Source organism: Dietzia sp. KRD202, from assembly GCF_017168155.1.
Taxonomy (GTDB): domain Bacteria; phylum Actinomycetota; class Actinomycetes; order Mycobacteriales; family Mycobacteriaceae; genus Dietzia; species Dietzia kunjamensis.
Genome location: NZ_JABFAN010000007.1, coordinates 41,314 through 58,837, shown reverse-complemented (window position 1 = coordinate 58,837; position 17,524 = coordinate 41,314). Strand labels below are relative to the sequence as shown.

General features: G+C 71.1%; 16 protein-coding genes and 1 tRNA gene. 8 read left to right on the top strand and 9 right to left on the bottom strand.

Going from position 1 to position 17,524, the window contains the following annotated elements; genetic code table 11:
• Positions 1-137: 137 nt before the first annotated feature.
• The gene (locus J1M64_RS05170; RefSeq protein ID WP_206473271.1) at positions 138-1,184 is read left to right on the top strand and encodes an NAD(P)/FAD-dependent oxidoreductase; all 1,047 of its coding nucleotides are present in this window, start codon (positions 138-140) and stop codon (positions 1,182-1,184) included.
• On the opposite strand, the gene J1M64_RS05165 is transcribed toward J1M64_RS05170, so the two are convergent.
• From J1M64_RS05165 to J1M64_RS05140, 6 genes are all read right to left on the bottom strand, one after another.
• A complete protein-coding gene (locus J1M64_RS05165; protein WP_206473270.1) occupies positions 1,181-2,194 on the bottom strand; it encodes a nucleoside hydrolase in 1,014 nt (337 codons plus the stop codon). The genes J1M64_RS05170 and J1M64_RS05165 overlap by 4 nt on opposite strands.
• On the bottom strand, positions 2,191-2,700 hold the full coding sequence (locus tag J1M64_RS05160) for a DUF664 domain-containing protein (RefSeq protein WP_206473268.1): 510 nt from the start codon (positions 2,698-2,700) through the stop codon (positions 2,191-2,193). The genes J1M64_RS05165 and J1M64_RS05160 overlap by 4 nt, the downstream gene beginning before the upstream one ends.
• Positions 2,694-4,193 carry an SDR family NAD(P)-dependent oxidoreductase gene (locus J1M64_RS05155; RefSeq protein ID WP_371517366.1) on the bottom strand — a complete coding sequence of 500 codons (1,500 nt, stop codon included), beginning with the start codon at positions 4,191-4,193 and terminating at the stop codon, positions 2,694-2,696. Before J1M64_RS05155 ends, J1M64_RS05160 begins: the two co-directional genes overlap by 7 nt.
• 42 nt (positions 4,194-4,235) lie before the next feature.
• Positions 4,236-4,889, bottom strand: coding sequence for a hypothetical protein (locus J1M64_RS05150; RefSeq protein WP_120283236.1), 654 nt, complete (start codon positions 4,887-4,889; stop codon positions 4,236-4,238).
• Entirely contained in the window at positions 4,886-5,254 is a 369-nt protein-coding gene (locus J1M64_RS05145; protein ID WP_119191686.1) for a TfoX/Sxy family protein, read from the bottom strand. Before J1M64_RS05145 ends, J1M64_RS05150 begins: the two co-directional genes overlap by 4 nt.
• A gap of 90 nt (positions 5,255-5,344) precedes the next feature.
• Positions 5,345-5,430 (bottom strand) — tRNA-Leu (locus J1M64_RS05140).
• A gap of 201 nt (positions 5,431-5,631) precedes the next feature.
• On the opposite strand from J1M64_RS05140, the gene J1M64_RS05135 reads away from it, so the two are divergent.
• Positions 5,632-6,174: a YbhB/YbcL family Raf kinase inhibitor-like protein gene (locus J1M64_RS05135; RefSeq protein WP_067714407.1), complete on the top strand. Its 543-nt coding sequence runs from the start codon at positions 5,632-5,634 to the stop codon at positions 6,172-6,174.
• Between the two features lie 13 nt (positions 6,175-6,187).
• Here J1M64_RS05135 and J1M64_RS05130 read toward each other — a convergent pair whose 3' ends face one another.
• Both J1M64_RS05130 and J1M64_RS05125 read right to left on the bottom strand, forming a co-directional pair.
• Positions 6,188-7,255 carry a quinone-dependent dihydroorotate dehydrogenase gene (locus J1M64_RS05130; protein WP_096905474.1) on the bottom strand — a complete coding sequence of 356 codons (1,068 nt, stop codon included), beginning with the start codon at positions 7,253-7,255 and terminating at the stop codon, positions 6,188-6,190.
• Positions 7,256-7,304: 49 nt separating this feature from the next.
• Entirely contained in the window at positions 7,305-8,306 is a 1,002-nt protein-coding gene (locus tag J1M64_RS05125) for a hypothetical protein (protein ID WP_067714412.1), read from the bottom strand.
• A gap of 205 nt (positions 8,307-8,511) precedes the next feature.
• Between J1M64_RS05125 and J1M64_RS05120 the strand changes: the two genes are divergently transcribed.
• Genes J1M64_RS05120 through mshC form a run of 5 tightly spaced genes read left to right on the top strand, consistent with a single transcriptional unit; the run spans position 8,512 to position 12,804 of the window.
• Positions 8,512-9,357 carry an undecaprenyl-diphosphate phosphatase gene (locus J1M64_RS05120; RefSeq protein ID WP_194307203.1) on the top strand — a complete coding sequence of 282 codons (846 nt, stop codon included), beginning with the start codon at positions 8,512-8,514 and terminating at the stop codon, positions 9,355-9,357.
• Between the two features lie 56 nt (positions 9,358-9,413).
• Positions 9,414-10,118: a histidine phosphatase family protein gene (locus tag J1M64_RS05115; RefSeq protein ID WP_163375768.1), complete on the top strand. Its 705-nt coding sequence runs from the start codon at positions 9,414-9,416 to the stop codon at positions 10,116-10,118.
• Between the two features lie 40 nt (positions 10,119-10,158).
• Positions 10,159-10,746, top strand: a complete 588-nt coding sequence (locus J1M64_RS05110) for a DUF3090 domain-containing protein (RefSeq protein WP_067714421.1) — start codon at positions 10,159-10,161, stop codon at positions 10,744-10,746.
• On the top strand, positions 10,743-11,525 hold the full coding sequence (locus J1M64_RS05105) for an SCO1664 family protein (RefSeq protein WP_067714424.1): 783 nt from the start codon (positions 10,743-10,745) through the stop codon (positions 11,523-11,525). Before J1M64_RS05110 ends, J1M64_RS05105 begins: the two co-directional genes overlap by 4 nt.
• Positions 11,526-11,550: 25 nt before the next feature.
• Positions 11,551-12,804 carry a cysteine--1-D-myo-inosityl 2-amino-2-deoxy-alpha-D-glucopyranoside ligase gene (mshC, locus tag J1M64_RS05100; protein WP_067714426.1) on the top strand — a complete coding sequence of 418 codons (1,254 nt, stop codon included), beginning with the start codon at positions 11,551-11,553 and terminating at the stop codon, positions 12,802-12,804.
• Between the two features lie 98 nt (positions 12,805-12,902).
• On the opposite strand, the gene J1M64_RS05095 is transcribed toward mshC, so the two are convergent.
• Positions 12,903-13,829: a PAC2 family protein gene (locus J1M64_RS05095; protein WP_067714429.1), complete on the bottom strand. Its 927-nt coding sequence runs from the start codon at positions 13,827-13,829 to the stop codon at positions 12,903-12,905.
• Positions 13,830-13,878: 49 nt separating this feature from the next.
• On the opposite strand from J1M64_RS05095, the gene metH reads away from it, so the two are divergent.
• Positions 13,879-17,439: a methionine synthase gene (metH, locus tag J1M64_RS05090; RefSeq protein ID WP_069390065.1), complete on the top strand. Its 3,561-nt coding sequence runs from the start codon at positions 13,879-13,881 to the stop codon at positions 17,437-17,439.
• Positions 17,440-17,524 lie beyond the last annotated feature (85 nt).

Here is a 17,524-nt window from a genome sequence, read left to right as displayed (position 1 = left end):
GAGGAGCCTAACACCGGTTCTAGTTCCGTCCATCGACCGCCCGCGCCTCCGGGTCCGATCACTCCGGGGGCGGGCCGGTGGTCGGTCAGCACCGGATTTCCGTAGGGTGACATCACCCGTTTCCCGATCGGAGAGCCATGACCGACGCCGCCACCGACCCCGGGTCCGACGCCGTGGGCGACCACCCGCCGGAGTCCGTGGACGTCCTCGTGATCGGCGGGGGCCCGGCGGGCCTGTCGGCCGCCACCTGGGTCGGCCGGTATCAGCGCTCCACCCTGCTCGTCGACGCCGGGTGCCAACGCAATCTCGCGGCGCAGCGGATCCACGGCATGCTCGGCACCGGCCCCACCACACCCGCCGAGTTCTACGCCGACGTCGACGAGGGTCTTCGCGAGTACCCGACCGTCCGACGACTCGGTGGAGTCGTGACCGACCTGGTCAAGGAATCCGACGAGCGGTTCGTCGCCCGAATCGCACCCGGCGCCACAACCGTTGGTGGAGACCACGACCCCCTGACGGTCACCGCCAAGCGGATCGTCCTCGCCACCGGCGTGCGCGACCGGCTACCCGACCTCGCGGGGATCGACGACCACTACGGGGTCGACGTGCACCACTGTCCCGCCTGCGACGGCCTCACCGCCGCCGGCGGGCGGATCATCGTGCTCGGCGTGGGCGCGCATGTACCCGCCTACGCATCCGAGTTGCTGGACTGGGCGACGGAGGTGGTCATCATCACCGAGAGCGACACCGACCCGGCTTTCGACGACGACCAGCGCGCCGCCTGCGCCGAACACGACATCGAGGTGATCGACGGCGTCGCCCGGGAGCTCGTCGGCGCCCCCGGCCAGCTGGAGGGGGTGCGGCTCGCGGACGGGAGGGTAATCGCGGGATCGAAGGTGTTCTTCTCCTACGCCCACCACCCGACGAACGAGCTCGCGACGTCCCTGGGCTGCGAGCTGGACGACGAGGGCGGTCTCACCGTCAACGCGATGCAGCTGACCAGCGTCGACGGGGTGTACGCCGCCGGCGACATCGTGACCGGCCTGCAGCTCGTGCCGATCGCCGTGGGCACCGGCGCCGCGGCCGGCGTGGCGTGCGCGACCTCGCTGCGCGGGCACGCCACCGCCGAGTGCGTCCCCGACCCGGCACCGCCGACCCGGAACTTCACGCGGCCGGACAACTAGCCGGGCCGGCCCGCCAGCGAGACGATCGCCGCGCAGATCTCGTCCAGGACCGCGTCCGGCCCGCCCGGGACACGCACGTCCGTCGCGATGCGGGCGTTGTCCACCCGACGCCGGTGCCCGCGGACGTCCGCCACCGTCATGCCACGGGTGTGCTCGCCCGCGCACTCGACCCGCACGTTCGCCGGTCCGGACACCACCGCCTCCGGGTGCAGGGCCAACCACGCGACGAACGGGTCGTGGACCTGCGCCAGGTATCCCTCCCCGACGGAGTCGTGGAACTCGAAGTAGAACCGCAGTGCCTCGGTCAGGTGCCGCGCCAGCGGGGAAGCCGAGGCCTCGAGCAGCCACTCCGACCGCTCGGGGGTCCATACCGCGCGTTCGGTGAGGTTCAACCCGCACCACAGCGGGGTCGGCACCGCGGGATCGGCGGTGCGCGCGTCCTCCCACGCCCGGCATACGCGGTCGGCGGCCTCGGGGTCCACGTCGACATTCCATTCGCTGACCGGAGTGGTGTTGCCCGGATGCCCACGGAACGTCCCGCCCATCACCACCAGCCCGCCCAGCAACCGGGGGAGTGCGGGGTCCAACGCCAGGGCATGGGCCAGCGTGGACGAGGGTCCGGTGACGATCCCCAGGAGCTCACCCGGATGTGCGCGCGCCGCGTCCACCCAGAGGCGTGCGCCATCGCGGGGATCGACCGCCCTCGTCGTCGTCGTCGTCGTCAGTTCCGCGTACCCGGCCCCACGGGGGCCGTGCGTCTCGGGGGTCAACACGTGGGGCACGGCGATCGGGCCGGGCGCCCCGGCGGCCACCGGGAGCTCCGGGGAGCCCGCCAGGTCCAGCCACGCACACGCGTTGACGACCGTGTCCTCCAACCCGACGTTGCCGGCCGTGCACACCACGCCGGTCAGGTCGATCCGCCCGGCGCGGTGCTCGGCCACCAGGTAGGCGATCGCCAGGGCGTCGTCGATGCCCGGGTCGCAGTCGAGCAGCACCGGGGTCGGACTCACCGCGAGCGGCCCCGGGACAGCAGGACGTCGCGCGTCACCTGCAACTGGCCGGTGTGGGCGGCGACCTCGTGCAGGATGTGGCCCACGACCCAGTCCGGGGTGAAGGTCCCCGCCCGGCGCGCGGCGTCGACGTCGACCGTGGTCCCGGCGGGAGTGGCCAGCTCGCCCCGTTCGGTCGCCGCAGCCACCCACCCGGGAAGTCGGTCGATCAGGGCGCCCAGCCGGTCGAGCTCCGGCCCCACCGGTCCGGTGAAGGCGAACTCGGCGTCACGATCCCGGACGATGTCCTCACCGCCCAGGCAGGCCGCACCCCAGGAGGCGAGCACCCCGGACAGGTGGTGGACGAGCGCGGCGGCGGTGTTGGTGGGCCAGTCCGACCCCGCGGTCGTGGGCCGCGAGTGCACCAGCGTGTCGGGCCCGTCGCCGCCGAGATCGGCCACTGCGGCGCGGATCGTGGTCAGCAGCTCGTCAGCCAGGATCCGGCGGGCGGCGTCGACGTTCACCACGGGCTGGGCTCGAAGTCCTTGAGGAAGCAGCCGTAGAGGTCCTCACCGGCCTCGCCGCGGACGATCGGGTCCACCACGCGGGCGGCGCCGTCGACGAGGTCGAGGGGCGCGTGGAAGCCCTCCTCGTGCAGCCGGACCTTGGTGGTGTGCGGGCGCTCGTCGGTGATCCAGCCGGTGTCCACGGCGGTCATGAGGATGCCGTGTTCGGTGAACATCTCCTCGGCCGAGGTGCGGGTGAGCATATTGAGGCCCGCCTTGGCCATGTTGGTGTGCGGGTGGCCGGCGCCCTTGTAGCGGCGCGAGAACTGCCCCTCCATGGCGGAGACGTTGACGACGTACTTGCGCCGCGCCTTCGAGGCCGCCATGGCGGGGCGCAGGCGGGAGACGAGGATGAACGGCGCGACCGAGTTGGCGAGCTGCACCTCGAGCATCTCCATCGGCTCGACCTGCTCGACCGTGGCCACCCAGCTGTTGTGGTCCACCACGTCCGGCAGCAGCCCACCGGCGTCGATGGCGGTCCCGGCGGCCATCCGCTCCAGCGATGACGAGCCGGCCTGCAGCGCCAGGGTCGCGATGTGGTCGGCCTCGCGCTCGGCCTCCTCGGACCCGATCAGCGCGGACTCGCCGCCCATGAGCGCGGCCGGGTGAAGTTCGGAGGTGCGACCCATGGTGACCACGGGGATGTCGGCGGCGCGGCCGGTGAGGGCGGCCGACTCGCCCTCGACGAGCCCGGAGTACGAACCGGGGGAGCGGCGCACGGTCTGGGCGGCGTTGTTGATGAGGATGTCCAGCGGGCCGCCGGCGGCGACCTCGTCAGCCAGCGCCACCACCTGGGCGGGGTCGCGCAGGTCCACGCCGATCACGTGCACGCGGTCGGCCCACTCGGAGTGGTCGTCCATCGAGGCGAACCGGCGGGCGGCATCGCGGGGGAAGCGGGTGGTGATGGTGACGTCGGCGCCGGCCCGCAGCAGCATCAGGGCGATGTACATGCCGATCTTCGCGCGGCCACCGGTGAGCAGGGCCCGCCGGCCGGTCAGGTCCATCTCGGGATCCCGCCGGGCCCGGTTGAGCGCCGCACACCTCGGGCACAACTGGTGGTAGAAGGCGTCGACCTGGGTGAAGCGCTGCTTGCAGACGTAGCACGCCATCGCGCGCTGGAGGTGGCCGGCGACGGCGCCCGGGGTGGTGGAGACCAGGCGGATTCCGGCGGTCTCGTCGTCGATCCGGGTGGGTGAGCCGGTCGCGGTGGCCTCGATGACGGCCTTGTCCGCCTCCTGGCGAGCGCGACGCACCTCGGCGCGGCGCGTCTTCTTGAGGAGCTTGAACATGTGGCCGACCGACCGCTGCACCCGGATGGAGTCGGGGTGGTCCTCGCCGAGCGCGGCGGCCTGGTCGAGGACGCGCAGGCAGATCTCGAGGTCGCCCGGGTCGATACCGCTCGGGTCGATACCGCTCGGGTCGATACCGCCTGGATCGAAACTGTCTGGGTCGATGCCGGTCACCCCGATACGGTACGACGACGAGGTGGTCAGCCCCTAAACCGTCCGCCCCCGCAGGGTGGACACGTCGCCGGCACGCAACCCGGTGAGCACGTGCTCCACCGCCCGCAGGTGATGGTCCCGCCCGGAGAGGACGGCGGTGGGGGCGAAGCCGTGGCCCGCGGCGTACGCCTCGGACACCAGCTGGGCGTGGGCCTCCACGGGCAGCACGCCCGGGCCCTGGCCGGCGGGGGCGTCGTGGGCGCCGCGGGCGAATGCCGCCCGCCAGTCGTAGGCGCGCCGGCCCAGGCGGATCTGCTCGCTCAACGCCCGCACCACGTAGCGCGGGCCGAGGTACCGGCCCTGCCAGATGTGGGTCAGTTCGTGCACCAGGGTCGGGGTGGCCCGTAGCCGCGTGGGGCCGGGGTCGGTCATGACCACGATCCCGGGGTCGGCGCCGAGATAGATCAGGCCCGGCAGCGCAAACGCACGCCGGTGTGGGACTCCCGGAACGTGGCCGCGGCGGATCACGACCGGCGTGGGGTCGATCGTGCCCGCGAAGAACCCGTCGAGATCGGCGCGGACCTCCGACGGCAGGTCCAGGGGCGGCGGAGCCAGCCCCAGGGCGTCCAGGCCCCGGTCTGCGGCGCGGGCGGCAGCTGCCAGGGCCCGTCCCGCCGCATCGCCCGGTCGGCCGGCGCTCGCCCTCACGGCGTCCCGCCGGTGACCGAACGGTTGTACTCCGGGGCCGGCGCGAGCCACCCGGCCAGCTGATCGTCCGTCGCGATCGACGACGGCTCCACGGTGATCCACCCGGGCCCCATGTCCCGCCCGGCGCCCATCTCGGCCCGGATCGCGCCGGGCAGGGCCATGAGCTCATCGTGCCGGTCGGGGGAGACCCTCACGAGCAGTGACCCGTCCCGTCCGGCGCTGACCGCGATCCTCTCGGACACCATGACGCAGTGGCCGCCGAACATCGACACCTCGCGGGTCACCGGCTCATCGACGAGGAGTTCGCGCAGGCGGTCGATGAGCTGCTGCTGAGCGGGGGGCGGTGTGCGGGGTGTGCGGGCCATCGGGCGACCTCCCCAGCAAAACTCACCCAGAAACAAGTGGGCCCCGGATCCTCACGGATCCGGGGCCACTTCTACTGTCTCGACACAGTGTGCGCGAGGGGGGACTTGAACCCCCACGTCCGTTAATAGGACACTAGCACCTCAAGCTAGCGCGTCTGCCATTCCGCCACTCGCGCTCGCACACTGGTGACCTCCACCGGCTCGTGTCCGGCTTGGTCGTGCGAGGAATGACATTAGCCGATGCCCGAACCGTGGACCAAATCGGGGTCCCGCCGCGGCTCCCACCGCCGGGTCATCGCTGGTAGACAGGGCTGGTAGACAGGGACGTGACCGGATGGAGGACCACTCCACACCGCCACGATCGCAGGAGGATGACGATGACCGACTTCCGTGTGCCCGACCCCTACGCCGCACTCCCGGATCTACCGGCCCTCGAGGTGACGAGCGAGTCGTTCACCGAGGGTGCCACCCTGTCGGCCGCGCAGCTCGGCGGGAAGATGGGTGTCGAGGGCGGCGAGGACAGGTCGCCACAGGTGAGCTGGAGCGCGGGTCCGGAGGGTACGAGGACCTACGTGGTCACCGTCTTCGACCCGGACGCCCCCACCGCGTCGGGCTTCTGGCACTGGTCGGTGGCCAACATCCCGGCAGAGGTGACCTCACTGCCCGAGGGCGCGTGCACGGGCGACGACACCTCGGGCCTCCCCGAGGGCGCGGTCGTGGTCCGCAACGACGCCGGCTTCAAGGGCTTCGTGGGCGCGGCCCCGCCGGCGGGCCACGGGCCGCACCGCTACATCCTCGCCGTCCACGCGGTGGGCGACGAGATCGAGCTCGGTGACGACGCCTCGTGCGCGTTCGTCGGGTTCAACCTGTTCGGCCAGGGCCTGGCCCGCGGCACGGTGACGGGGATCTTCGAGCAGTAGCGCTCAGTAGCGCTCAGCGCACCGCCGAGCCGACGGCCTCCGCCAGGGACCCGAACCCGCCCTGGCGGAGGCGCTTGGCCACCAACCGGTTGGTGCCGCGCAGGAGCGTGGGTCCGGTGAAGATGAACCCGGTGTAGGTCTGGACGAGGTTCGCGCCGTGGGTGATGCGGTCCCAGACGTCCTCGGGCGTCTCGATGCCACCGACGGAGATGATGACGATGCGGCCGCCTGCGCGTCCGTGGATCCGCGAGAGGACCTCCCGCGACCGGGCGGCGACCGGCGCGCCGGAGATGCCCCCGGCGCCCAGTGCCTCGACCGCCGCGGCGGGGGTCCGCAGTCCGTCACGCGAAATGGTGGTGTTGGTGGCGACGATGCCCGCCAGCCCCAGTTCCAGCACGAGGTCCGTCACCGCGTCGATGTCCGCGTCGTCCAGGTCGGGCGCGATCTTCACCAGGACGGGGATCGTGGCCACGTCCCGCACCGCCGCGAGGATGGGCCGGAGCGATTCGACGGCCTGCAGATCCCGTAGTCCCGGGGTGTTGGGGGAGCTGACGTTGACGACGAGGTAGTCGGCGAGACCCGTGAGCATCGTCGCCGAGGCAACGTAGTCGCGGACCGCGTCCTCCGCAGGGACCACCTTGGTCTTGCCGATGTTGATACCCACCGGGTCACTGCTGCGGCGCCGACGGAGGTTGTTGGCCGCGTTACCGGCCCCGTGGTTGTTGAACCCCATCCGGTTGAGGATCGCCCGGTCCTCGACGAGCCGGAACAGGCGTGGGGTGGGATTGCCCGGTTGGGGAGAGGCGGTCACGGTGCCCACCTCGCTGAACCCGAAGCCGATCGCGCCCCACGAGTCCACGGCGGCGGCGTTCTTGTCGAACCCGGCCGCCAACCCGAGCGGGCCGGGGAAGGTACGACCGAGCACCTCCTGGGCGAGCACGGGGTCCCGCACACCCAGGATCCGGCGAGCCACGGCACCGAGCGGGGGCACCAGGGTCAGGAGCTTGAGCAGGCCGAACACCAGGTGGTGGATCCGCTCCGCGGGAAAGCGGAACAGCACCTTCTTGAGCAGTGCGTACACGGTCCTCCTCGGTGAACGTCCCCGGGCGGGACGTGGGTCTTCTGGGCGATCAGCTCGCCGGCTCGGTGAGGGTCGGTCGGATGAGGTGCAGGCCCGCCCCATCCGCGGAACCGACCACCACCGTCCCCGAGTCGGTGACCGCCAGCGAGTCGGGCTGGCGCACCGTCGGGATGTCCGCGCGCTGGATACCGACGCCGTCGCCGAGATCGTACGCCTGGACGGTGTTCGTCCCCGTGGAGGTGACCCAGACGAGTCCTCTGGACGTGTCCTCCGCCACCGCCCACGGGGCCGCGGCGACGGGGAACTGCTGATGCAGCCGGACGGGCGAGGTCGAGTACACCAGCAGGGTCCCGCCGACCGTGTCGCTGGCCACCACGGAACGCTCGCCGAACTCGTCGAGCTGACCCGCCCCCTTGCCGGCACGCAGGAGCGGCCCGGCGTTGTCCGAGTCGAGGTCGATGCTGGCGATGACGGTGTCGGGGCGGCTCAGGGCCGTCACCGAGCCGTCCCGGGCGACGCTGATCCGGTCCACGGCGGTCAGCCCGCCGATGCGACGCTGCTCGGCACCGTCGGCGTCGCGCACGACGATCTCGCCCTCCGGGGTGCCGGTCAGTAGTCGACCGTCCGTGGTCAGCGCGGCCGCGGTGACCGGGCCCAGCCCGGTGATCTCACGGACCTGCCCGGTGGCCGACACCAGGACGACGCCGTCGGAGTGGGGGACCAGCACCGTGCCGTCGTGCGCGGCCGAGGCATCGCCGGCACCCGGGGGCAGCGGCACGGAGTCCTCCTCCACCCAGCGGGTGCCGTCGATTCGACCGATCTCCAGCGACGGCGGGTCGTCGACCCGGGCGATGACCCGGTCACCCACCGCGACGAGGGAGCGGACCGAGCCGGGAACCGGGATCACGTCACCCCCGGCGGGGTCGGAGACCTGCGGCGACTCCGCGGGGGAGGCGTTGCCCTGGGCGATTCTGTTCTGCTCCTCGAGCTCCGCGGTGGGCGAGGAGCAGGCGGTCAGTGCGATCGCCAGGGCGAGGAGGGCGGCGGGCATGCCGGAACGGTGGAGGACACGTCGGTGCACGGTGTTCCTTTCGACTGCCCGCCATTGTCCACCACGCGGGTGCTCGGGCACCGTCCAGGTCCGGGCGACTACTCTCGCTGGGTGCGGTGACGCGATCCGCGTCCGATCCGCCGGAACCCGAGAGGAAACAGCGCACGTGAACACATCGGTCCTCGCCGCGCCCACCGCGGAAGGGATGTCCTGGCTCCAGGTCGTCGTGCTCTCGGTGCTCCAGGGCCTCACCGAGTTCCTGCCGGTGTCGTCGTCCGGCCACCTACGGATCTTCTCCACCTGGTTCTTCGGCGAGGACGCAGGCGCGTCCTTCACCGCCGTGGTCCAGCTGGGCACCGAGGCCGCGGTGCTGGTGTTCTTCTTCAAGGACATCGTGCGCATCCTCGTCGCCTGGTTCCGGGGCGTGTTCGACTCCGAGCACCGCGCCGACCCGGATTACCGCCTGGGGTGGTTCGTCATCGTCGGCTCGGTTCCGATCGCGCTCATCGGTTTCGTCGGCAAGGACTTCATCCGTGACGCCGCGCGGAATCTCTGGATCACCGCCATCGTGCTCATCGTCTTCTCCTTCGTGTTCCTGCTCGCCGAGAGGTTCGGCCGGCAGGACCGCCCCGTCGACGCCAAATCGCTCGAGGGTCTGACGATGAAGGACGCGATCGTCATGGGGCTGGCCCAGTGTCTGGCGCTCATCCCGGGCGTGAGCCGCTCCGGGGGCACGATCTCCGCCGGCCTGTTCCTCAACATGTCGCGCGAGGCCGCGGCGCGGTTCTCGTTCCTGCTGGCCATCCCCGCAGTCCTCGCCTCGGGCCTGTTCAGCCTCCCCGACGCGTTCGAACCGTCGGTGGGGCAGTCGGCGAGCGGATTCCAGCTCCTCGTGGGGTCGGCGATCGCGTTCGTCATCGGGTACGCGGCCATCGCCTGGCTTCTGAGGTTCGTGCAGAACCACTCGCTCGCCTGGTTCGCCGGGTACCGCATCCTCCTCGGCGCCCTGGTGATGATCCTGCTCGGCACCGGCACGATCCCCGCGACCTGACCGGGGCCGCCGCCCGGCCGGTGACCGACCCGGCGGGCCGTCGGTAATCTTCCCGTATGACCGTCATCCTGCTCCGGCACGGCCGATCCACCGCCAACACCGCCCTCACGTTGGCAGGCCGTACACCGGGGGTCGGCCTCGACGACACCGGCCACGCCCAGGCCGCGGAACTCGGCCGTCGGCTCGGGGAACTGCCCGTCGAGGCGGTCGTCCGGTCGCCCCTCATGCGGTGCCGTCAGACGGTCGAACCCCTAGCGCGGTCGCTGGGCGTGGAGCCGCTGGTCGACGAGGGGCTGGTCGAGGTCGACTACGGCTCGTGGACGGGCCGGCCGCTCAAGGACCTCGCCTCCGAGCACCTGTGGTCGGTGGTCCAGCAGCACCCCTCGTCGGCGGTCTTCCCGGACGGAGAGTCCCTGGCCGGGATGGCCGGTCGGGCGGTGACCGCCATCCGTCGCCACGATCAGCGCCTGGCGGACGAGGCGGATCGCGACGTGCTGTGGGTGGCGTGTAGCCACGGCGACGTCATCAAGGCGGTGATCGCGGACGCCTACGGGATGCACCTGGACCAGTTCCAGCGGATCGTGGTGGAACCCGCATCGGTGTCCGTGGTGCGGTACACGCCACACCGCCCGTTCGTGCTCCGGGTCAACGACACCGGCGGCGACCTGGCGGGTCTCCGCGGGGACCCGGCCGGCCGGGTCGGCGACGCCACGGCGGGGCACGGCAGCTCGGACGCCGTCCCCGGCGGGAACGTAGCCTGATGATCCGCACCACCATCCACCCCACGAGGAGACCACCCGCATGAGCAGGGCAGTGCACGAGTTCCGCGACCCGACCCGGTTCGTGGTGGGCACGGTCGGTCAGCCGGGCGAGCGCGTCTTCTTCGTCCAGGCCACCGAGGCGGGCCGGACCATATCAGTGCGGTGCGAGAAGCAGCAGGCCCAGATCCTGTCCGAGAGGATGGGCGACCTGCTCGACGAGATCGCCGACAAGTCCGACGTCCCGATCCCGCCCGCCGGCGGCGTCGTGGATGATCTCGACCCGCTCGAGATGCCGGTCGACGCCGAGTTCCAGGTGGGCACCATGGGGCTCGGCTGGGACGGGGAGCACTCCAAGATCGTGGTGGAGTTGTTGGCGATGGACCCGTCCGCCACAGACGAGTCGGTGGTGCTGTCGGACGCCGAGGACGCGCCGGACGCGCTGCGTGTCTTCCTCACCCCACAGCGCGCCCGGCAGTTCGTGCTCCGCAGCGAGAAGGTCGTCTCCGCCGGGCGTGCCCCGTGCCCGCTGTGCGGCGAACCGATCGACACCACCGGTCACCTGTGCGTCCGCCTCAACGGTTATCTCCCGCGGTCCGGTGAGACGCTCACCGACCTCATCGACCCGTGACCGACCGCCCGGTCAGCCCCGAACTCACCGTGCTGTACCGGATCCCGTCCGGCAGCAACGCGGTCTACCACTGTGTGGACGCCCACGGGGACAGCTGGGTCTACAAACCGTCGGCGGGCGAGCGGCCGCTGATGGACTTCCCCGACGGCAGCCTCGCCGCGCGGGAGATCGCCGCACACGCGGTCTCCGAGGCGTTGGGCTGGGACCTCGTGCCACAGACCGTGTCCGCGCACGGCCCGGGAGGGCCGGGGATGGCCCAGCGCTGGATCGAGGAGGTCGATCGCGAGCAACGCTCCGGGCACGACCCGATCGACGTCCACCCCGCCGACGCCGTCCCGGGCGGTCGGGCAGTCGTGCTTCGGGGGGAGGGCGCGCGGGGAGAGGACGTGGTGGTCGCCCACGGCACCGACGACCGGCTGCGCCGGATCGCGGTGTTCGACCACGTGGTCAACAACGCCGACCGCAAGGGCGGACACGTCCTCGTCGACGCCGCGGGGGTCGTCTGGGCGATCGACCACGGCCTGTCCTTCCACACCGAGCCCAAGGTGCGCACCGTCCTGTGGGGGTGGGCGGGTCAACCCCTCACCGCCGACGACGTGGCGGGGTTGGAGCGTCTCCGGCGCGACCTGGCAGAGGGCGGCACCCTCGGCGCGGCCCTGTCCGACCTGCTCTCCTCCGCCGAGGTCGAGGCTCTCACCGATCGCGTCGACGCCCTCCTGGCGACGCGGGTGTTCCCCGTTCCCGGCCCCGGGTACCCCTTACCCTGGCCGCTCTTCTGACCGCGTGGTCTCTAGACTCGGCCGCATGCACTCGTGGTCCACGCCTGTCGTCCCCTCGGTCCCCGGCGACGGCGCCCCCCTGAGGTTGTTCGACACGGCCGGCGGGGAGGCCCGCGAGGTGGCGCCGGGGCCCGTCGCACGCATGTACGTCTGCGGGATCACCCCGTACGACACCACCCATCTCGGTCACGCGGCCACCTATCTCACGTTCGACCTCGTCTACCGTCAGCTGCTCGACGCCGGGCACGAGGTTCACTACGTCCAGAACACCACCGATGTCGACGACCCGCTGTTCGAGCGGGCAGAGCGAGACGGCGTCGACTGGCAGGAGCTGGGGGACCGCGAGACCGATCGGTTCCGCGGGGACATGGAGGCGCTCCGGGTCCTCCCGCCGCGTGACTACGTCGCGGCCACCGAGACCATCGACGAGGTCGTGGAGATGGTGGCCGAGCTCCTCGAGCGTGGTCACGCCTACTGCATCGACCCCGCCGTCGACGGCTACTCCGACGTCTACTACCGCCACCGCGCGACCGAGGAGTTCGGGTACGAGTCGGGCTACGACGACGACGAGATGGCCGTCGCCTTCGCCGAGCGCGGTGGCGACCCTGACCGAACCGGCAAGGAACACCCGCTGGATGCGCTGCTGTGGCGTGTCAATCGTCCCGGCGAACCGTCCTGGCCCTCCCCCTGGGGGGCGGGCCGACCCGGGTGGCACATCGAGTGCTCCGCGATCGCCCGCAACCGCCTGGGGATGGAGTTCGACATCCAGGGTGGCGGCAGCGACCTGGCCTTCCCCCACCACGAGTTCTCCGCCGCCCACGCCGAGGCGGCCACGGGGGAGGCGCCCTTCGCCCGTTTCTACGTCCACGCCGCGATGATCGGGCTCGACGGCGTGAAGATGAGCAAGTCGCTCGGCAACCTGGTGCGCGTGCAGGCGCTGCGGGAGGAGGGCGTCGACCCGGCGCTCATCAGGCTCGGCCTGTTCGCCGGGCACTACCGCGTGGACCGGTCCTGGTCCGGGGAGCTCCTCGAGGCCGCCCGTCTCCGGTACGACACGTGGAACCGGGCCGTCGCCCGCGGCGCCGGTGCGGACTCGGCGGCCGCGATCACGGCTCTGCGCGAGCGCCTCGCGGACGACCTGGACACGCCCGGCGCGTTGGCCGTGATCGACGCGTGGGCGGAGGCGACGCTGGGCGGTGACGAGGCGGACCCGGGCGCCGGTGTCGCGGTCGCGACCGCCCTGGACGCTCTTCTCGGCATCCCGTCGACCGCCGCCTGACCGGCCGGGCCGGCTGACCTGCTGACCGGCGGGGCCGCCTGGCCGGCGGCACACGCCTGCCTGCGGGACGCGCGTGCCGCGACCCGGCCGGCCGCGGGTCACCCGGCGTCGGGCTCGTCCCGCTCGCCCCGTAGGAAGCGCTCGAACTCGGCCGCGATCGCATCGCCGTCGACCAGCGGCATGGCCTCCCCACCCGACGCGCGGCCGCGGTCGGGCTCCGGGTCGACCCCCGGGGTCACCCCGGAGTCCTCGTCCATCCGGTCCTCGAGGGACTGGATGTAGTCGCGGAGGTCCTCATCCTCGCCCGCGGCGGCGTCGACACGGTCGGCCCACGTCCGCGCCTGCACGCGCAGCGCGTCCATCGGCACCGCCATGCCCAGGTTCTCCGCGATCCAGGACAGCATCGCCTCGGTACCGCGGGGGTTCGGCGGCGAGGCCACGTAGTGGGGGACCCCCGCGAACACGCTCAGCGTGGGCACCCCCGCCTCCGTGAGGAGTTGTTGGAGCACCCCGGACATCCCGGTGGGCCCCTCGTAGTCCGACGGTTCGACGCCCATCGTCGCCATCCGCTGCCGGCTGAACGCCGCGCCGGTGAGCGGGACCGGACGGGTGTGCGGCACGTCGGCGAGGTAGGCCCCCAGCAGGATCACCTGGGACACCCCGAGGGTGTCGACCAGGTCGACGAACTCCGAGGCGAACCGGCGCCACTTCAGGGCCGGCTCGGGCCCCCGCACCAACAACACGTCCGCGGCGAACCCGTCCGGTCGACACGCCGACACCACCACCCGGGGCCACTCGACCGAGCGGGACACCCCACCCGAGATCCGGACGACGGGCCGCTGGTCCAGGTAGTCGAAGAACTCGTCACCGCCGACCTCGGCGATCTGGCGGGCCTCCCAGTTCAGGGCGAGGTGTTCGATGGTGCCGGTCGCCACGTCCGCGGCGTCGTTCCAGCCCTCGAAGGCCACGATCATCACCGGGCTCTCCAGATCGAGATGCCCGTCGGGACTCCATTGGACAGTCATTAGTACAGCCTACGTTCGTCCGGTTGTTCCCCACCCATACACTGGGGCCATGTCTGTCGATTTCGATTCGCCCTTATTGGATGCCGCCCGTCGGCGAGTACTGATCGGTGACGGGGCGATGGGCACGATGTTGCAGGCCGTCGACCTTGATGTGGACGCGGACTTCCTGGGCCTGGAGGGCTGCAACGAGATCCTCAACGCCACGCGTCCGGACGTCGTGGAGGACATCCACCGGGCGTTCTTCACCGCTGGCGCCGATCTGGTGGAGACCAACACCTTCGGCTGCAACCTGTCCAACCTGGGCGACTACGACATCGTCGACCGGATCGGTGAGCTCGCGGAGAAGGGCGCGGCGATCGCCCGCAAGGTCGCCGACGAGATGGGTCCGTCCCAGGACGGGACCCCCCGGATGGTGCTGGGTTCCCTCGGGCCGGGCACCAAGTTGCCCTCCCTGGGGCAGACCACCTTCGAGGAAATGCGGGACGCCTACGCCCAGGCCGCCGAGGGGCTGGCACGCGGTGGCGCGGACGCCTACCTCATCGAGACGAGCCAGGACCTGCTCCAGGTCAAGGCCGCGGTGCTCGGGTGCCAGGACGGGATGGCCGCCGCCGACAGGCGGCTGCCGATCATCTCCCACGTCACCATCGAGACCACGGGCACCATGCTGCTCGGCTCGGACATCGGCGCGGCCCTGACCGCGTTGGAGCCGCTGGGCATCGACATGATCGGCCTCAACTGCGCCACGGGTCCGGCCGAGATGATCGAGCATTTGCGGTTCCTGTCCCGGCACGCCGGGATCCCCGTGTCGGTCATGCCCAACGCGGGACTGCCGGAGCTCGGTGAGCACGGCGCCGTCTACCCCCTGGGCGCCGACGCGTTCGCGCCGCAGGTGGCCGATTTCGTCTCCGAGTTCGGCCTGTCGATGGTGGGCGGGTGCTGCGGCACCACCCCCGAGCACATCACCCGCCTGCGCGACGAGGTCCTGGGCCGCGAGAAGGCCGAGCGTCGGGTGGAGCCCGTCAACGCGGTCGCCTCGCTGTACAGCTCGACCCCCCTGCGCGCCGACGCCGGGATCCTCATGATCGGTGAGCGCACCAACGCCAACGGTTCCAAGCGGTTCCGCGAGGCCATGCTCGCCGGCGACTGGGACACCTGCATGGACATCGCCAAGGAGCAGATGCGCGACGGTGCGCAGATGGTCGACCTCTGCGTGGACTACGTCGGCCGGGACGGCTCCGACGACATGAAGGAGTTGGCCGGCCGGCTCGCGACCTCCTCGACGCTGCCGATCATGCTCGACTCGACCGAGCCCGGTGTCATCGAGGCCGGTCTGGAGAAGCTGGGTGGCCGCTGCGCGGTCAACTCGGTCAACTACGAGGACGGCGACGGGCCGGAGTCCCGTTTCCAGCGGATCATGCAGCTGGTCTCCCGCCACGGCGCGGCTGTGGTCGGGCTGACCATCGACGAGGAGGGCCAGGCCCGGACCGCGGATCGCAAGGTCGAGATCGCCGAGCGGCTCATCTCCGACCTCACCGGTAACTGGGGGGTGGCGGAGGAGGACATCATCATCGACTGTCTGACCTTCCCCATCTCGACCGGCCAGGAGGAGGTCCGCCGCGACGGCATCGAGACAATCGAGGCCATCCGCCGGCTCACCGGGTCACACCCGAAGATCCACACCACGCTCGGCTTGTCGAACATCTCGTTCGGCCTCAACCCGGCCGCCCGCCAGGTGCTCAACTCGGTGTTCCTGCACGAGTGCATCCAGGCGGGTCTGGACACCGCGATCGCGCACAGTTCCAAGATCCTGCCCATGAGCAAGATCGACGAGCGGCAGCGGGAGGTCGCCCTCGACCTGGTCTACGACCGTCGCGGTGAGGGATATGACCCCCTCCAGGTGTTCATGGAGCTGTTCGAGGGCGTGTCCGCGGCCGGCGCCAAGGACGCGCGCGCGGCCGAGCTCGCCGCGATGCCGCTCATGGAGCGGCTGTCGGCCAGGATCGTCGACGGCGAGCGCAAGGGACTCGAGGCGGACCTCGACGCCGCGATGGCGGAGATCCCCCCTCTGGAGATCATCAACACCCACCTGCTCGGCGGGATGAAGACCGTGGGTGAGCTCTTCGGGTCCGGCCAGATGCAGCTGCCGTTCGTCCTGCAGTCGGCGGAGACCATGAAGGCCGCGGTCGCCCACCTCGAGCCCCACATGGAGGCCAGCGACGAGGACGGCAAGGGCCGCATCGTCCTGGCCACGGTCAAGGGCGATGTGCACGACATCGGCAAGAACCTCGTGGACATCATTCTGTCCAACAACGGTTACGACGTGGTCAACATCGGCATCAAGCAGCCGATCTCGGAGATCATCTCCGCGGCCCGCGAGCACAAGGCCGACGTGATCGGCATGTCCGGCCTGCTGGTGAAGTCCACCGTCGTGATGAAGGACAACCTCGCCGAGCTCAATTCGGAGGGGATCGCCGGGGAGTTCCCGGTCCTGCTCGGCGGTGCCGCGCTGACCCGGTCCTACGTCGAGGTCGATCTCGCCGGGATGTACCAGGGTGAGGTGTTCTACGCGCGGGACGCGTTCGAGGGCCTGCGGCTCATGGACGAGGTGATGACGTCCAAACGGACCGGGGTCCCGATGTCCCAGTCGTCGGAGTCCGCAGCCAAGGCAGAAGAACGCCGCGAGCGCCGCGCTCGCAGTGAGCGGATCGCCGCCAAACGAGCGGCCGAGGCCGAGCCCGTCGTGGTCCCCGAGCGGTCGGACGTCGCGGCCGACCAGCCGATCGCGACCCCTCCGTTCTGGGGGACCCGGATCGCCAAGGGGATCCCGGTTGCGGACTACGCCGGTCACCTGGACGAGCGTGCCCTGTTCTTCGGCCAGTGGGGCCTGCGGGGCACCCGCAGCGGCGACGGGCCGGACTACGAGGAGCTCGTGGCCACCGAGGGCAGGCCCCGCCTGCGTTCGTGGATCGACCGGCTGACCACCGAGAACATCCTGTCCCACTCGGCCGTCGTGTACGGCTACTTCCCGGCCTACTCGGTGGGCGAGGAGATCTGGGTGCTCGCCGAACCGCGCCCGGACGCCGAGGTGCTCCACAAGATCGCGTTCCCGCGCCAGCAGCGACCGCGCTTCCTGGCCATCCCCGACTTCCTGGCCTCCAAGGAGCGCTGCGAGGCCGAGGGAGTGGTGGACGTCCTGCCGTTCCAGCTGGTCACCATGGGCACGCCCATCGCGGACTTCGCCAACGAGCTGTTCGCCGCGGACAACTACCGGGACTACCTCGAGGTGCACGGCCTGTCCGTGCAGCTCACCGAGGCCCTCGCCGAGTTCTGGCACCGGCGGGTCCGCGACGAACTCCGCCTGCCCGAGGGCACGGTCTCCGACGAGGACCCGGACAGCATCGAGGAGTACTTCAACCTCAAGTACCGGGGTGCCCGGTACAGCTTCGGCTACGGCGCCTGCCCCGACCTGGAGTCCCGCAAGGTGGTCGTCGATCTGCTCGAGCCCGAGCGCATCGGCGTCGAACTCTCCGAGGAACTGCAGTTGCATCCCGAGCAGTCGACCGACGCGTTCGTGCTGTACCACCCGGAGGCGAAGTACTTCAACGTCTGAGGGGGCACGCAGGACAGCCTGTCCTTGCTGGTAGAGGACATACCCGACGGCGGATGATGAAGTCATGCACACCATCGGGCACCGA

Bases quoted from the DNA above. Each gene is read 5' to 3' on its own strand.
- J1M64_RS05135 (WP_067714407.1), top strand. From the start codon at position 5,632: ATGACCGACTTCCGTGTGCCCGACCCCTACGCCGCACTCCCGGATCTA.
- metH (WP_069390065.1), top strand. From the start codon at position 13,879: ATGTCTGTCGATTTCGATTCGCCCTTATTGGATGCCGCCCGTCGGCGA.
- mshC (WP_067714426.1), top strand. From the start codon at position 11,551: ATGCACTCGTGGTCCACGCCTGTCGTCCCCTCGGTCCCCGGCGACGGC.
- J1M64_RS05120 (WP_194307203.1), top strand. From the start codon at position 8,512: ATGTCCTGGCTCCAGGTCGTCGTGCTCTCGGTGCTCCAGGGCCTCACC.
- J1M64_RS05095 (WP_067714429.1), bottom strand. From the start codon at position 13,829: ATGACTGTCCAATGGAGTCCCGACGGGCATCTCGATCTGGAGAGCCCG.
- J1M64_RS05125 (WP_067714412.1), bottom strand. From the start codon at position 8,306: ATGCCCGCCGCCCTCCTCGCCCTGGCGATCGCACTGACCGCCTGCTCC.
- J1M64_RS05110 (WP_067714421.1), top strand. From the start codon at position 10,159: ATGAGCAGGGCAGTGCACGAGTTCCGCGACCCGACCCGGTTCGTGGTG.
- J1M64_RS05115 (WP_163375768.1), top strand. From the start codon at position 9,414: ATGACCGTCATCCTGCTCCGGCACGGCCGATCCACCGCCAACACCGCC.
- J1M64_RS05145 (WP_119191686.1), bottom strand. From the start codon at position 5,254: ATGGCCCGCACACCCCGCACACCGCCCCCCGCTCAGCAGCAGCTCATC.
- J1M64_RS05170 (WP_206473271.1), top strand. From the start codon at position 138: ATGACCGACGCCGCCACCGACCCCGGGTCCGACGCCGTGGGCGACCAC.